Consider the following 17478-nt stretch of genomic DNA (forward strand, 5'->3'; position numbering starts at 1 on the left):
AAGAGAGCTGAAATTCAGCTCTTTTTTTGTCCAATAAATTTTGGCTTATTATTTGCTAATAATTTTCTACTTTACTGATTATAGAAAAAGTTTAAAATTCTCTTCTTTCTTGTCTGACGTGAATTTTGCTAAATACAATATATATGTTCTGAAAAGTCAATACCTACAATATCATGTAGTTTTTGGTAGAATATAACCATACATATTGTGAAAGAAGAGAATGACCATGTTACAACAAGATGCTCAAATTAAATCAATTACTCAAATGACCCTTCCAGAAACAGCCATTAAAAGAGATGGTAGCATCTATCCTTTTGCTCTTTACAAAATTGAAATGGTCTTAGACAACTTGCATCTTACAGAACATGAAGCAGATATTTTACCTTCTATTTTGAAAAAATTAAATGGTGTAAAACAAACTTCTACGAAAGATATTGCAGATGCCTTTGTCCAAACTTTAACAGAACTAGGATTTGATGATGAAGCCAATGCTTACGTAGACTACCGCAGGGAAGACGAAGCTAATTTTGAAAAGCAAACTGAAACTACCAACCGTCTGGATCGTTTAGTCCACCATGATCCAACGATTGTTAATGAAAACGCCAATAAAGACTCACGTGTTTTTTCAACTCAGCGTGATTTAACTGCTGGTGTTGTTGGTAAGACGATTGGATTGACAATGATGCCTGAACATATTGCTAAGGCGCACCTACGCGGCGATATTCACTGGCATGATTTAGACTATACTCCACTTAGCCCGTTAACTAATTGCTGTTTGATTGATTTTAAAGAAATGCTTAGTCATGGCTTTACGATTGGAAATGCTAATATTGAGTCTCCTCATTCAATTGAAACTGCTACGGCGCAAATGTCGCAAATTATTGCTAATGTAGCTTCCAGTCAATATGGTGGCTGCTCAGCTGATAGAGTTGATGAAGTTTTAGCTCCTTATGCTGAAAAGAATTACCATAAGAATATTAATGAAGCGCGCGAATTTTTTGATGATGAAGAAAAAATCAAGGCTTTTGCAATCAAGAGAACTAAGAAAGACATCTACGATGCTATGCAAGCTCTTGAATACGAAATTAATACCTTATTTTCAAGTCAGGGACAAACTCCATTTACTACTTTAGGATTTGGGTTAGGAACTTCATGGATTGAGCGCGAAATTCAAAAGGCTATCTTGAAGATTAGAACTGAAGGTTTAGGTAAAGATAAAAGAACTGCTATCTTTCCTAAATTAGTTTTCACCTTAAAGAAGGGGCTTAACTTACATCCTGGCGATCCAAACTACGATATTAAGGAATTAGCCTTAGAATGTTCAACTAAGCGGATGTACCCAGATATTGTTAGCTATGACATGATTAAGAAAATCACAGGTTCATTTAAGGCTCCAATGGGTTGTCGTTCATTTTTACAGGGCTGGAAAGATCCAGAAACTGGTAAGGAAGTAAATTCTGGTCGAATGAACTTAGGTGTTGTTACTTTGAATTTACCTAGAATTGCAATGGAATCAAAGGGTGACAAAGATTTATTCTGGCAAATCTTTAGAGAAAAAGTTCAAACAGCACATGAAGCTTTACAAATTAAGGCTAAGCGTTGTACTGAAGCCGTTCCTGATAATGCCCCAATTCTTTACGAATATGGTGCTTTTGGAAAGCGTCTGAATGCAGAAGATAATGTAAATGACTTATTTAAAAATGGTCGTTGTACTGTTTCTTTAGGTTATATCGGCTTATATGAAGTCGGTACCGTTTTTTACGGGCCAAACTGGGAACACAATGAAGAAGCTCATCAATTTACAATTAATATTGTTAAAGAGCTTCATGACTACTGCGCTAAGTGGGAAAAAGAAGATCCAAATCACTACCATTACAGTGTTTACTCAACTCCAAGTGAAAGTTTAACTGATAGATTTTGCCGTTTAGATACTAAGAAATTCGGTAAAGTGAAAGATATTACTGACAAGGAGTACTACACTAATTCTTTCCACTATGATGTTAGAAAACACCCAACTCCATTTGAAAAATTAGCCTTTGAAGCACCATATCCATTTTATGCGGCTGGTGGCTTTATTCACTATTGTGAGTACCCAAACCTTAAACAAAATCCTAAGGCTTTAGAAGCTGTTTGGGATTGGGCTTATGACAAGGTAGGATACTTAGGAACTAACACTCCAATTGATCAATGCTATAAGTGTGGTTTTAAGGGTGAATTTAAGGCAACTGCTAAAGGATTTGAATGTCCTCAATGCGGCAACCACGACCCAGAAACTTGTGATTGTGTAAAACGTACTTGTGGCTATCTTGGTAATCCTTTGAAGCGTCCGATGGTTCATGGTCGTCACGAAGAAATTGTTCACCGTGTAAAGCACTTGAACTTAGGAATGGAAGAAAAAATGGCTAAGGATGAAGTTAGAAAGAATGACGAATATTAATGCCAGAAAAAGATAAAAACAGTCAAGAAGGTCCTGATGTTCGAGGTAACTTAATTAAAGTTAATGTTGGCGGCGATACAATTTTTGTTGATTCTAACCAATATAAGCCGCAAGTTGAACATGCTAAAAAATTAAAGCAGCAACATAGGAAACCTAAAAATCCTAAACCACAAGAATGGATATCGGAAGAATATTCTAAGCATAAAATTGCGGACTATAAACCATTTAACTTTGTTGATGGGGAAGGCGTTAGATGCAGTTTATATGTAAGCGGATGTTTATTTGATTGCCCTGGCTGCTATAATTTGGCAGCGCAGAACTTTAATTATGGACGTCCTTATACACAAGAGTTAGAAGATAAAATTATTGAAGATATGTCTCAATCTTATGTGCAAGGATTGACTTTATTAGGCGGAGAACCATTTTTGAATACTTGGGTTTGCTTAAAATTAATTAACCGAGTGCGCAAAGAATTCGGACATACTAAAGATATTTGGTCTTGGTCAGGTTATACTTGGGATGAACTCCAAAAAGAAACGCCAGATAAGAAGGAAATGCTTTCAAAAATTGATATTCTGGTTGATGGACGCTTTATGGATGACTTAAAGGATCTTACTTTACAGTTTCGTGGTTCAAGTAACCAAAGAATTATCGATGTTCAAAAGTCTCTTAAAGCTAAGAAAGTCATTATTTGGGACAAGCTAGTTAGATAAGTTTGATAGAATAAGGGAAACGATAATGTTTCTCTTATTTTTTTAGGTGAAAAAGATGCAAGAAAAGAATTTGAAATTAGTCGATAAAATTATGACAGCTCTTCAAAAAGTAGAAGATCCTGAACTACTAGTTGATGTGGTTAATCTAGGCTTGATTTATGGAATTGATATTGAAGGAGATCATGCCACGATTAAGATGACTTTAACTATTGTTGGCTGTCCCTTGTCGACATATCTACAAAATGCAATTGAAAAGGCAGTTTTGACGGTTCCTGAGATTAAGACTTGTGATGTGAAATTAGTTTGGTACCCGGTTTGGAGTCCAGAAAGAATGACGACAGCTGCTAAGCAGCAATTAGGGATGCTTGATAATGAACAAGCTCTTGATCAAGAAGAAGAAATTGAAGACACCGAGGAAAAGCAAAAAATCGTTGATTTCTCAGTGCCGATTAAGAAACTAGCTGAAGAATATCCGGATTTCGTTCAAATTATGTATGATTGTGGTTTTACTAGAATTAAAATTCCGGGCTTATTATCAACAGTCGGACGTGTGATGACCATTCCGCTTGGAGCACAGGCAATGAAAATTGATCTTAATAAGATAAAGCAGGCTTTTGAAAATAAAGGCTACAAGGTGATTGATAAATGAAAGAATTAGCTAAACAACGCCAAGAGGCAATTTTGAAAATTTTAAATTTTATTCAAAATGGTGGAGAATTAGAAGAAGCAAAAAAAATGTTTCAAGCTGCTTTTGATCAGGTTGATGTAGCTGAAATTACAGCAGCTGAAAGAGAATTAATTGCGCAAGGACTTGATCCAAGAAAGATTCAATACCTGTGTAATGTTCATGCGGATGTTTTTAAAGGCAATATTAAAGAAAATAAAGAAAGTCCAGAATTCGAAACGCCTGGTCATCCTGTTCATACTTTTAAGTTAGAAAATATTGTAATTAAATCTTTAATTAATGATGCCTTGCTTCCTGATTTGGCTAAGTGGGAAGCTGGATCTTCTGATGCTCTACCTAAGTTGAAGCAAGAGTTAAAAGATCTGGCAAAAATTCACTATCACTATGCCCGTAAAGAAACTTCTATGTTTCCACTTATGACTAAGTATGGTATTACTGCTCCACCTAAAGTTATGTGGGGTGTTGATGATAAAATTAGAAAATTAATTGGTCAAGCTAATATGCTTGTTAATCAAAAAAATGTGGATCCAAGTGAAGTTGCTAGTGTAATAAAAAGTGCTGCTCATGAAGTTCTTGAGATGATTTTCAAAGAAGAAAAAATTATGCTTCCAATGCTTGATGAAGTTGCTAGTGAAGAAGACTGGGGCAATGTTAAGAATGAAGAAGAGCAGATTGGCTATACTTTAATTCAAAAGCCGATGAACTGGAAGCCAAAGATAAAGCCAAAAGTTGCAGGGCCGATCTCTTTAGATAAGTTAAGCAGTTTAGCCTTGAACTTTGCAGAAGGTAGCTTAAATTTAGAACAGCTGTCAGCAATCTTAGACTTATTGCCATTTGCGATAACGTTTGTCGATGAACATGATCAGGTTGCATATTTTGGTGGAGGGGCAAGTATTTTTCCGCATTCTAAAAATGCGATTGGCAATAGTGTATATTCTTGTCATCTTCCTGAGAGCGTTCCACGAGTTAAGAAAATTTTTGATGATTTCCATCAAGGAAAGAAAGATAAGTATGAATTTTGGTTTGAGCCGCGGCATATAGGGCGATATTTATATTTGCAATATTTAGCCGTTCGAAAAGATGGAAAGTATCTGGGATGCTTAGAGGTTGCACAGGATGTAACAGAAATTAGAAGCTGGAAAGAAGAAAAAAGATAAAAAATAGCTCGTATTTTGCGAGCTTTTTTTGTTTGGGATCTATTGTGTGTTATGTTAAAAATGTAATCTATAAAACTTAATTTTGTTTTCCATTAATTTACGCGAATGTCAATCATAACTTTTATTTAACCTGTAAAGTATATGTATTGGAAATTCGTAATAATGTAATAATTGATAAAATTCTAGTATAATAAGAATAGCAATCTCTAGAGTTAATACTGATAAAGTAGTAAATTGAGTTGTTATAATAAATTAATCAAAAATCCTATAAGAATTATTTTTAACGCGTTAAAATAACTATAGAAATCTTATAACTATTACCAATTTAAAATTGAAGGGACAGGCTAAAATGTTATTCAATAAAAAAGACTTTGATTCTAAACAACGTTTTAGTATTAGAAAATTGAGCGTTGGTGTTTGTTCTGTTTTACTTTCAACTTTATTTCTAACTTTTAATGAAGGTCAGACAGTTCACGCAAGTACGGATGTTAATGCGGCGGACACTACAACGACTAGTGTATCATCTAATACTACTAATAATAGTTCTGATAATAATACTGATAAAAAAGATGACTCAAAAGTAGAGGCATCTTCTTTGGCAACCGCTGAAAAGCATGCTCCAATTCCAATTGCTGCTGAAATTAAGAGTAACAAGTCAGAAGATCAGACAAATAGTGCATCTGCTGAAACTGCTACTCAAGTAAGTAAATCTAAGCAAGCACAAAGTCAAACAACTATTAATATTGTTAAAGCTACTGCTACTCAAGCATCTACTTCTTCAAAAGATAGCTCTGACACAACAAGCTCTAAGGATAATTCTGCCCAAAATACTGTTGAAAAAAATAGATCAACCTCAACTTCAAAATATACACCTGTCTTAACTAGCGAAACTTCCGTTTCTACTAAAACTAATCAAAGTAATAGTAATTCTGCTACTCAAGAAAAATCGAATATTAAACCTGTAACCCCTCATGCTGATTCAACCGAACATATTGCACCAGAGACTTATACTATGGATAGCGACACACCTGCTTATGTAGTTGCTGGAAGTGATTTGACAAATTTAGCCTCAAAATTTATTTCCAATGCGGCTGCTTTAATTCAAAGCGGGGCTACTTTTTCTTGGGTTGGCAATGCCCCAACTGCAACGCAGCAAGATGCTATTAATGGTAGTACGATATCTGGGACTATCAGAGTAACGTATAAAGATGGTACAAGTACAACTAAGGATATTGAATCTTACGTTGAAGCACGATCACAGCTTCAACCAAGTACCTTCTACTATGTGAATAGGGTAAACGATACCCCAGACTTTAATACTGCTGATGCTAATGGCAATGACTTTTCTACGATGATTGTCAATCAATACGCGTATGATTCTACTGCCTTTTCTTACAAGATATTAGGGACACTGGATACAAGTAGTTTAGGTATCCACTGGGCCAATGTTCAAGTTACGGATAACAATACTTTTGCTGGTGCACCACTTGCTCCTACAGTTATCGGTGATCCTTATGTTATTAAGGTCCCTTACGTAGTTCAAGGGCTTAAATTCCATATGGCAATGCCAGACGGCTATGAACTAGGAAACGGTGCGTCAATTCCAAGTCAGTATACTTTGGCTGCTTTTAGTCAAACTACACCTGTTGTTCAAGTGCCAATTCACCAAAAGATGCACTTCTACATTACTTTCCACGATGAAGATTCAAATACTAATCTTGGTACGGTAGAAGTGTCAGGCAGTGCTGCAGCAGGAACTGGTGGCTATTATCCAAGCATTAACACGAAATTAACATTTCCAGCAGGTGCTGATGCTGGTGACTATTATTCTGTTTCAACTTCTGGCGTGCCGGATGGGGTGCAGTTAGTTGGGAGTTACGGGGTATCGCTTACCAATCCAACCGCCGATTGGACAACTCCAAACTATCAGTGGGAGAATACTTTCTCCGTTCTTAAGGCTTTAACCGGTGCAACGATGACCATTAATCTTAAGCACAAGATCCAGGAAACACAAGAACAACAAACTCGTAAGCCGACTGTGAACTATATTAAGGCTAAAGTTAATGCCGATGGTACTTATACGCCAGACGGGTCTGCATTTACTTCTGCTGTCCTTGATGTGTACTACTCAAGAACTAAGTCAAAGGATCTGGTTACTAAGAAAGTTACCTACACTCCATGGCTTTGGGATACCAAGCAAGGGCAGAATGGTTACCATGTTGAATCAGGTACTTGGACTAGCCTTCCACAAAGCTGGGGAGCAGTTGTAGCTGATGTGCCGACATTGGATGGTTACACCGCTGCAACGGTTACTGATCAATCGGATCAACCAGCAAATCAATTTGTTTACCCAACTTGGAATAAGGCAGGGACATCCGGCGAAGGTAAGGAATCCTTAGCATATACTGAGAACGCTCCAATTTATGAAGCACGTCCAGTTCATACTGTTTTGTATATTCCTAATGAAACTCAAACTCGGACTGTCACTGAAAACTATGTTTATGCTGACGCTGGCGATTTAACTGGGGAAGAAGTATTTTCACCATATAAGCTTGAGATCTTTTATAAAAAGACCGGAAGCCTAAATGTGTCAACTAACACAATCACATATAGTGGTTGGAGTTGGGATACTGATGCTGGCGATAGCGATACACCAGGGTTCCACGTTATCTCTGGTCAGGGTAATTGGACTGGCTTAGGAAGTAACGGTCAACCTTCAGGATCTTCGCTTGGAATTAACGTTCCTACTAAAGATGGCTATACTGCGATCATCAGTGCTTATCCAGCAGCAATTTATAGTTCAACTGTTTTTGGCAATCCAGGAGTCAATTCTGGAACGGGTTATACAAATGATACTGATTCAACTTGGTACTGGCGTAATTCGTTAACTACTTACTATGTTCCTAATTCTAAACTTAGTAAAACAGTTACAAGAACAATTAATATTACTCAACCAGGTAAAGAAACAGAAACGACAGTTCAAAAGTCTACAATTACACGTACCGCACACTTGAATGTTAATGATAGTGGAATTGCTTATAACGATTGGGGTACTGATTCAATGTATTGGTATGCATTAAATGTACCAAAAGTAGGCGGCTACACAATGACTGTTACTAAAACAGTTAATGGAGTTACTACTCCAATTCAACTCGTTAATGGGCAAATTCCAGCTGAAACAGTCAATGGTACTTCGCAAGATACAACTATTAATATCACTTGGGGTGCTGTAGCTACAGCTACATTAACTGGTACTGGTACTAGTACTTATAATGGCCAAGCTATTACTAATGCTGAACTTAATAATGCTTTGAAAGTGAATGTTACAGGACCAACTGCAGGCGCAGGTATGTATACTCTTCAAGCCGGCGATGTTGAATTTTCAACCGATGGTATGAACTGGACTACTGCCTTACCAATCAATGCTGGCAACTATCAAGTTCGTTTAACTGCTCAAGGTAAAAATGGCATTATTGCTAAATACGGCAACAACAGTATTATTTGGACTCAAAATGGGCAATCAACTATTACCAGCAATGCAACTTACATGATTAATAAGCTTGCTGATAATGCTGTAATGGCTAATGCTCAGAGCGGCAATTATGAGATGACTTATAATGGTGCTGCTCCAAGTACACTTGATCCAAGTAAGTTTGTCTTTACAACGACTGTTAATGGTCAAACCGTTACGCTTGATGCCACTGGCTTAAATAGCAGCGACTTTACTTGGGCTGATGGTAATGCGCCAGTTAATGTGGGTACTTACAAGGTTGTCTTGACTGATGCTGGTTTGGCTAAGTTAAATGCTAATAATCCAAACTTTGACTTAACTAATTCTGGCAACGGGACTTTCACGATTAACCAGGCTAATGCTTCAGCTACTCTTTCAGGTAGCGCAAGCCGTGAATACAATGGCCAAGCAGTCAGTGTTGATGATCTCAACTCAACTAGTACTGGTAACAACATTACTTTGACTTTGCATTATCCAAAGGATGGTAATGCTAACTATTCAACTACAGTTAAATTAAATAATGGCTACTTTACTTGGAATACACCAAATGGTCAAGCTCCAGTTAATGCAGATAGTCAACCTTATACAATTGTTCTGAATTCAGATGCAATTGAAGGAATAATTAAACAAGCTGTTGGTAACGGTCAAAATGATGTAAGTAACGTTAAGTTCGCAGATAATGCAATTAGCGGTAGCGCAAGCTTTGAAATTACACCATCTGCTAATACGGTTAGCGTTTCTGGTACCCAAACCGAAACCTACAATGGTTCACCGATTAATGTGGTCTACAATGCTGACGACACTAACAGTGTGAAGGTTTCAATCACTCAAACTAGCGGTAATACTACCGGCGCTGTTGCAAGCTTAGCCGATGTAACTCTTGATTCAGGTGACTTTGCGATCGTTAACGGTCCAGCCGAAAATGTCGGTAGCTACCAAGTGAAGTTGACTGCTGCTGGATTAGCTAAGATTCAGAATGCTGTTGGCGATAATTATCATATTAGTATTGATCCAAATGCTTTTGGTACTTTAGTAATTAAAAAATATAAGGCAAGCGCAGTCTTCAGTGGTGATCCTTCATACACTTATACCGGAACGCCTGTTAGTGCTGATGATTACTTGGGTAAATACTCAATTGCGTTAAATGAGCCTAACAATCCAACTTATAACTTGGTTGCTGGCGATATTGAATTTAATGTTGACGGCAATTGGACAAGCCAAGCCCCTGTTAAAGTCGGAACGTATCAAGTTCGCTTATCACAGTCAGGCTGGAACCACATTAAGGCAATTAATAGCGATAATGTTGAGTGGGCTGCTACTGCTTCTGCAGGTAAAGGATCTTACACGATTGACCAGGCTAAAGTTACCGCAGATCTTAGTGGTAATAGCTCAATGATTTACAATGGCTCAGCGGTATCTACTGCTGACTTGTATGCTAATGGTTCAACAATTAAGGTAGCTATTAACGCCGATTCAAGATTGGCAATCCGCTGGGTTGATGCTAATGGTTCAACAATTAAGGTAGCTATTAACGGTACTGGAATTGCCAACTTGCCAAAGAGCTTCACTTTAGAAGCTGGTGACTATACTTGGTCAACGAGTGATAACCAATCGCCAGTAAACGTTGGTAATTACACGATTAAGTTGACACAGGCTGCTATCAATAAGATCCAAAGTCAGATTGATCAGGTTGTGGGTGCTGGTAACGTGGTCCTTACGACAACTACTGACGACGGAGGCTCTGCAAGCTTTGAGATTAAGCAGGCAGTTGCTGCTAACGTTCAACTATATGGTGGAGAAAATACTATCTATAATGGCAATCCAGTCAGCTTTGATCCAACTAAGACTGAAACAGCTAACAACTTTGGCTTCCATAACGTTGAAAACTTAACAGTTCCTACTTTCACAGCTAGTGACTTTACTTGGTATGATGGTCAAGGCAATAAACTTTCATCTGCACCAACTAATGCTGGTACTTATTACTTGAAGCTGAATACTCAAGGTGAAAAGGCCTTTGCGGATGCTAACCCTAATTACACTTTTGAAGAAAATGGTAAGAGCACAATTTCTGGAGAAATCCCATATGTAGTGACTCCAGCTGAATTAACAATTGGTGTTTCAGGTAGTGCTTCTAAAGTCTTTAATGACAAGAATGCTGAAATTACGCAAGAGCAAATCAACAATGGCGATATTAAATTAGTTTGGGGCAATTCAACTACTGAGCCAACTGATTTAGGTAAATTTACTTTAACTCCATCTGATCTTGAAGTAGTTGATGCCAACGGCAAACATGCTATCCATGCTAATGCCGGGATTGGTGCCGATGGTCAACCTGTAAAAGGTAATCCTTACAAGGTTCAATTGACTGCTGACGCTATTAAAAGAATTAAGCAATTATCAGGTGCTGCTAATTATAAGATTAGTCAGTCAGCTAAGAGCGGTGAGTACTTCATTTATGAACATAAAGCTGAATTAACCTTAACTGGTAATCAAACGACTGTTTATGGAACAGCAACGCCATTTAGTCCAAGTAAGTATCAATTAGCCTTTACTAATTGGCTTTCTACTGATTTACCAGTTCCAAACTTAACTTGGAAAGACAATAAGCTTTTAAATAATGATAATGATACTGGACTTACCTGGACAGTTGGTGACTTATATGTTGAAGGCTATCCGGATGGTGGTGTTCCAACTAATGTCGGCACTTACCGCGTAAAAATTTCTAAGCAGCTAACTGATAAGTTACGCCAATTATTCCCAGACTATGACTTCTCGGGTAACATTGGGGAAAACGGTGTTGATGAACAGGATAATGAAGAGATTGTTGAACCAAGTCATACACCAGCTTCATATGTTATTACGCCAGCTAATACAACGGTAAAAATTACTGGGGCTCAACATGTGAAATATGGTGAATCGACTAACATTAATGTTGGTGATTACAGTATTTCTATCACCGCACCTGTTCATAATGAAACTGTTGATAATAATGCAGAACGAATTTATACAAACGTAACTTTAGCTGCTGGTGATCTTGAGTTTGTTACTGTACCTACTAATGTGGGTACTTATCAAGTTAAGTTATCAGCACAAGGTTTGCAAAAGCTTAAAGATTTAGCTGGTTCAAGCAACTACGATTGGACGCAAGCTGCGGATGCTAAGGCTAACTTCTTTGTTGAACAAATGCCAGTAACTATTGCTGTTTCAGGTCAATCAAGTGTAACTTATGGTACGCAAGATTGGCTCAATGCAATTAAAGTAAACCCATCTGGCTATGTATTAACAATTACCACTGAAAATGGGGCTGCTCTAAGTTATCACACAGTTGATGGTGATCTAGTATTTAACCAAACCCCAGGTAATGTTGGTGAATACCAAGTAGAATTGTCTGCACAAGGTTTGGCTAACATTGAAGAAAAGCTCGGCACTAATTACTCATACCCACAAACCGCTGCTGATGTAACTGCGAAGGGAACATTCACGGTTAAACAAGGTGAAGTTACTGTTACTCTTAATGGTAGTGACGGCAAAACTTATAATGCCGTACCAACCTTATCAAGTGGTCTTAACTTAGATAAGTACAACGTAGCTTACACTACTACGGTTTACTCCGCTGATGGTAAAGCACAGACTCTAACTTTGACAGCTAATGATTTACAAATTATTGGTGATGCAACTAATGTCGGTACTTATCAAGTAGAATTATCAGAAGCTGGTCAAGAAAAGCTAAAAGCCTTAACTGGTAATCAGGGTGCTAACTACAAGTGGGCATTTAATACTAATGCTGATTATGTAGTAAAAGCAGCCGCAGCTAGTGCAGAACTTAGTGGCTCTAACCAAAAGACTTTTGATGGAACTGCTGTAACAACTGCTGAAGTTAATAGCAATGGGCAGATTTTAGTTCACTTTACTTTCCCAGGTTCAACTACTCAAAGTACCTATGCTTTACAAAACGGTGACTATACTTGGAGTACTGCAAATGGCAATGCACCAACTAATGTTGGTACTTACACGATTAGTTTAAACAAGCAAGCTATTCTAGATCATTTACAAAACGCTTTGAACACACAAGCTGGTTTAGGTGACAATGATCAGTCTAATGTGACTGTTTCAGCAGATAAACTAAGTGGTCAAGCAAGCTTTAAAATTAATCCACAAACACTCACTGACGTAACAATTTCTGCACCTGATCAAAGTAAGACTTATGATGCTCAAGCAGCGGATCTTGATGTTAATGGAATAACTATTACTGCAAATGGAATCGTTGCTAATAATCCATTAGTAAATCCGGGTATTAGCGCTAGCGACTTCACTTGGTATGATGAAACTGGTAATAAGCTTGAAAGTGCACCGGTTGATGTTGGAACCTACCAGGCACGCTTAAATGCAAGTACGCTTGCTGAATTACAAAATGCAAATTCAAACTATCAATTTAGTTCTGTAGCTGGTTTGATTAACTACACAATTAATCCAGCTCCTGCCACTGCAAAAATTAGTGGTTCAGCTGATCGTGACTACAATGCTCAAACTACTTCTGTTTCGGATGTAATGAACAAGATCAAGTGGAATACAACAGGTTTAGTCACTAACCAAGATCTTAACCTTACTGGCTTAACTGCCAATAGTTATGCTTGGTACAGTAAAGATGCTGACGGTAACTACGTTGCAATGACTGGTAATCCAGTAAACGCTGGCACTTACTACTTACGCTTGACTAAGGATGCAATTGCACAAGTAAAAGCTGATAATTCAAATTACAACTTTACTTCAGTTGATGGCGAATTTACTTACACGATCAACGTTGTAAACGGTACTGCAACTCTTAGGGGCTCATCTTCTAAGACTTATGATGGTCAAGCTGCAACTACTGCTGAAGTGAATAGTACAAACGGTGATATTATTGTTAGCTTTGCTTTCCCAGGATCAAGTGCTCAAAGTACTTATGCTTTGCAAGCTGGAGATTACATTTGGGAAAATAAGGATGGTCAAGAAATATCAGCACCAACTAATGCTGGTACTTACACTATTAAGTTAAGTGCAGATGGTATTACAAACTTGCAAAACGCAATCAACCAATATGCTGGCCAAGGAAATGTAACTTTAGACGCACAAGATCTTTTAGGTGCTGCTGTTTACACAATTAAGCAAAAAGCTCTTAATGTAATCCTTGGTAATAATGGTACTGGTACAGATGGCAAGACTTACGATGGTCAGCCAGCAGTAATCAATACTCAAGCTGAAAACTTTGGCGTGTTCACCACTAGTGGCCTAGTAAATGGTGAAGACTTGAATGCCGCTAACTTGACTAATGACGACTACGAATGGGTAGACGCAAATGGTAAGGCAATATCAGCACCAACTAATGCTGGTACTTACTACATTTCTTTGACCGCAAATGGATTGAAGAAATTACAAGCTGACAATCCTAACTACGCAATTTCTGAAAGTGGACAATTTACTTACGTAATTAGGCCAGCTGAAGAAAATGTAACAATTTCTGGTAGTCAGGAAAGCACATCAACCTCAATTGATAATGCAAACTTCACGGTTCACGCTCCCGCAGGTATTACAGTTCCAACAGGGATGACTTATGAGTTTGCAACTGGAGTTCCATCTGAATCTGGCGTTTATGTAATTAAATTAACTCCAGAAAGTATCGCTGCTCTTGAAAAAACAAATCCAAACTACAAACTGAATATTTCTTCAGACGCTAGATTTACCTTGGATGCAACTTTAAGTATTGAGTTTGAAGATACACAAGATGGTAATAAGCAAGTCGGTAAGACAATTACTAAGACAGGTGTTGCTAATTCAACTATCAATGATCTTAAATTAGTTGTTCCTGACAATTACGAATTAGCTCCAGATCAAGAATTACCAACTAGTTATACTTTTGGTAAGACATTGAATCAAAACTTGTATATCAAGTTAGTTCATAAGTTGAATGAGCTTAATCCAACTGATCCAAGTACTAATCCACATCCAACTAATAAGAATTGGTTCAGAGAAAATGGCTTAGTTAAGGACGTTACTCGGACAATCAACTACGAAGGATTAAGTACAGCCCAATTAGCTCAAATTCCAGAAACTCAAAAAGCTCAAACTGTTGAGTTTACTAGAACTGCTAAGTATGACTTAGTTACTGGTAAGATTGTTGTAAATAGTGAAGGTTCATGGACTGCAGTAGATGGTAAAGATATCTTCGCTGGCTTTACTCCATTTGCCTTTGCTGGATACACAGCAGCTCCTGCTAAGGTTGAGCAAGTGAAAGTAACTGGTAATGATAAGAATAGTCAAATTACTGTTACTTACACTGCAAACAATCAAACAGGTAAGATCTCTTACGTTGATAGTGATGGTAAAGAAGTTGGCCAAACCACAATCAGTGGTAAGACTGGTGAAACTGTCAAGGTAACGCCAGAAGCTCCAACAGGCTGGCAAATTGTTTCAGGTCAAGATATTCCTGAAACAGTAGTCGCTACTCCAACTGGAGTGCCAACAGTAGTTGTGAAAGTAACGCATAGCACAATTACTGTTACTCCAGAAACACCAGAAAAAGATATTCCAACAGGTCCAGTATCGGGCGATCCAAGCAAGAACTACGAGAAGATGGAAAGTATAACTGCTTCACCAACTCGTACGATTGTTGTAACTGATCCAAGCGGTAGGACTACTAAAGTCACTCAAACTGTAAACTTTACTAGAACGGCAACGTTTGATGAAGTAACAGGCGAGATAACTTACAGTAACTGGGCAAGTTCTGAACCAGCAGAATGGTCAGAATACACAGCACCAGAAGTGGCAGGCTACACCGCAACTCAAATGGTAAAATCACAAGCTGTTAGCGCTGAAACTAAGAATGAAACAGTAAGCATTTCTTACACTGCAAATAACCAAACAGGTAAGATTTCTTACGTTGATAGTCAAGGCAATGAAGTTGGTCAAACTGCATTAACAGGCAAGACTGATCAAAGCGTTGCAGTAACTCCAGAAGCACCAACAGGCTGGATAATTGTAGCAGGCCAAGATATTCCTAAGAGTGTTACAGCAACAGCTACTGGTATTCCAACAGTAACTGTTAGAGTAGAGCACAGTACAACGATCGTTACTCCGAAAACCCCTGAAAAGGATATTCCAACAGGTCCAGTACCTGGTGATCCAAGCAAGAATTACGAGAAGATGGAAAGCTTAACAGCTTCACCAACTCGAACAATTGTTGTAACTGACCCAAGCGGTAAGACTACTAAGGTCACTCAAACTGTAAACTTTACTAGAACAGCAACGTTTGATGAAGTAACAGGCGAGATAACTTACAGTAACTGGGCAAGTTCTGAACCAACAGAATGGTCGCAATACGCAGCACCAGAAGTGGCAGGTTACACTGCAACTCAAATGGTAAAATCACAAGTTGTTAGCGCTGAAACTGCAGATGAAACAATACGCATTTCTTACACTGTAAATACTCAAACAGGTAAGATCTCTTATGTTGATGGCGATGGTAAGGAAGTCGGTCAAACCACAATATCTGGCCAGACTGGCGAAACAGTCAACGTAACTCCACAAGTTCCATCGGGTTGGAAGATTGTACCAGGTCAAGATATTCCTAAGACAATAACAATTAGCGAAAATGGTATTCCAACAGTAACTGTAAAAGTAGAGCATGGAACAGTTATCGTAACTCCAGACACACCAGAAAAGGATATCCCAACAGGTCCAGTACCTGGTGATCCAAGCAAGAATTACGAGAAGATGGAAAGTTTAACAGCTACACCAACTCGTACGATTGTTGTAACTGACCCAAGCGGTAAGACTACTAAGGTCACTCAAACTGTAAACTTCACTAGAACGGCAACGTTTGATGAAGTAACAGGTAGAGTTACTTACAGCGATTGGAAACTTCAAAATTCAAATGCTTCTAATCATGCAGCCCAATGGGATAGTTACACTCCTCATGTCATTACTCACTATGTTCCAAGCGTAGCTGAAGTACCTGCTAAAGTAGTTAATTCACATACTGCTAATAGCCAAGTTGAAATTACTTACGCTCCTGCTTCAGAAAGCCAAGTAATTCGCTATGTTGATCAGAATGGTAAAGAAATTAGTACCCAAATTGTTTCAGGTAAGTACGGCTTAGATACAACATTTACACCAAAATTACCTAACAACTGGCAAGCTGCTAATACTATTCCAACTTCAATCAAGATTGGTGAAAATGGTGGTTTAACTACAATTGTCATTGAAGCTAAGACTGAAAAAGTACAACAATCTAAGACTGTTACTGAAACTATCCATTATCACACTGCTAATGGCAAACAAATCGTTGCCGATAAGGAAATGAAAGTTAACTTCACTAGAACTGGTGTAAAGAATCTTGTAACTGGTGAAATTACTTGGAATAGCTGGAATAATGCTGAAGAAATCTTTAATGAAGTTCCTTCTCCAAAAGTTTCTGGATACACGGCTTCTCCAGCTAAAGTTGCAGCTCAAACTGTAACTCCTAACTCAGAAGACCTAGTATTTAACGTAATTTACACTAAGAATTCACAAACTTATCCAACAATTCCAGAAAATAAACCAAATAAGCCACAAGAAGAAAATGTTTCTAAGCAAGAAACTAAGACTCAAGATAAACTCATTCACGAATATGGATATAAGAAACGTGCAGATGGTCGTTTAGTAGACCATACTGGTCATGTATATCCAGCAAGTAGCAAAGTTAAAGAAAATGGAGCTATCTACAGTGAAAAGGGTGAACTATTATCAGTTGGTTCAAGAAGAAAACATGAATTGCCGCAAACTGGTCTTCATGACAATAGTTTAATTGCTGCAATTGGATCACTTCTTGCTGGTATTAGTATCTTTGGTTTACTTGGTGGACGGAAGAAAAAGGATGACGATAAATAAAACTGAATAGGTTTTGAAAGAGGCAATTTGCCTCTTTTTTTTAACTCTCGTGCAAAATAGCTCATTAATTG

Annotated in this window: 5 protein-coding genes; all 5 read left to right on the top strand. The window is 37.9% G+C overall.

The window, feature by feature from the left end:
• Window positions 1-226 precede the first annotated feature (226 nt).
• On the top strand, window positions 227-2437 hold the full coding sequence (gene nrdD / locus F3I00_RS00800; RefSeq protein WP_159310956.1) for an anaerobic ribonucleoside-triphosphate reductase: 2211 nt from the start codon (window positions 227-229) through the stop codon (window positions 2435-2437).
• Entirely contained in the window at window positions 2437-3150 is a 714-nt protein-coding gene (gene nrdG / locus F3I00_RS00805; protein WP_003649601.1) for an anaerobic ribonucleoside-triphosphate reductase activating protein, read from the top strand. Before nrdD ends, nrdG begins: the two co-directional genes overlap by 1 nt.
• A gap of 55 nt (window positions 3151-3205) precedes the next feature.
• Window positions 3206-3799 carry an iron-sulfur cluster assembly protein gene (locus F3I00_RS00810; RefSeq protein WP_003649600.1) on the top strand — a complete coding sequence of 198 codons (594 nt, stop codon included), beginning with the start codon at window positions 3206-3208 and terminating at the stop codon, window positions 3797-3799.
• The gene (locus F3I00_RS00815) at window positions 3796-4992 is read left to right on the top strand and encodes a DUF438 domain-containing protein (protein ID WP_020806623.1); all 1197 of its coding nucleotides are present in this window, start codon (window positions 3796-3798) and stop codon (window positions 4990-4992) included. Before F3I00_RS00810 ends, F3I00_RS00815 begins: the two co-directional genes overlap by 4 nt.
• A gap of 349 nt (window positions 4993-5341) precedes the next feature.
• Window positions 5342-17407, top strand: a complete 12066-nt coding sequence (locus F3I00_RS00820) for an MBG domain-containing protein (RefSeq protein WP_201288367.1) — start codon at window positions 5342-5344, stop codon at window positions 17405-17407.
• The last annotated feature ends 71 nt before the right edge of the window (window positions 17408-17478 follow it).

This window comes from Lactobacillus sp. JM1, from assembly GCF_009834385.1.
Taxonomy (GTDB): domain Bacteria; phylum Bacillota; class Bacilli; order Lactobacillales; family Lactobacillaceae; genus Lactobacillus; species Lactobacillus paragasseri.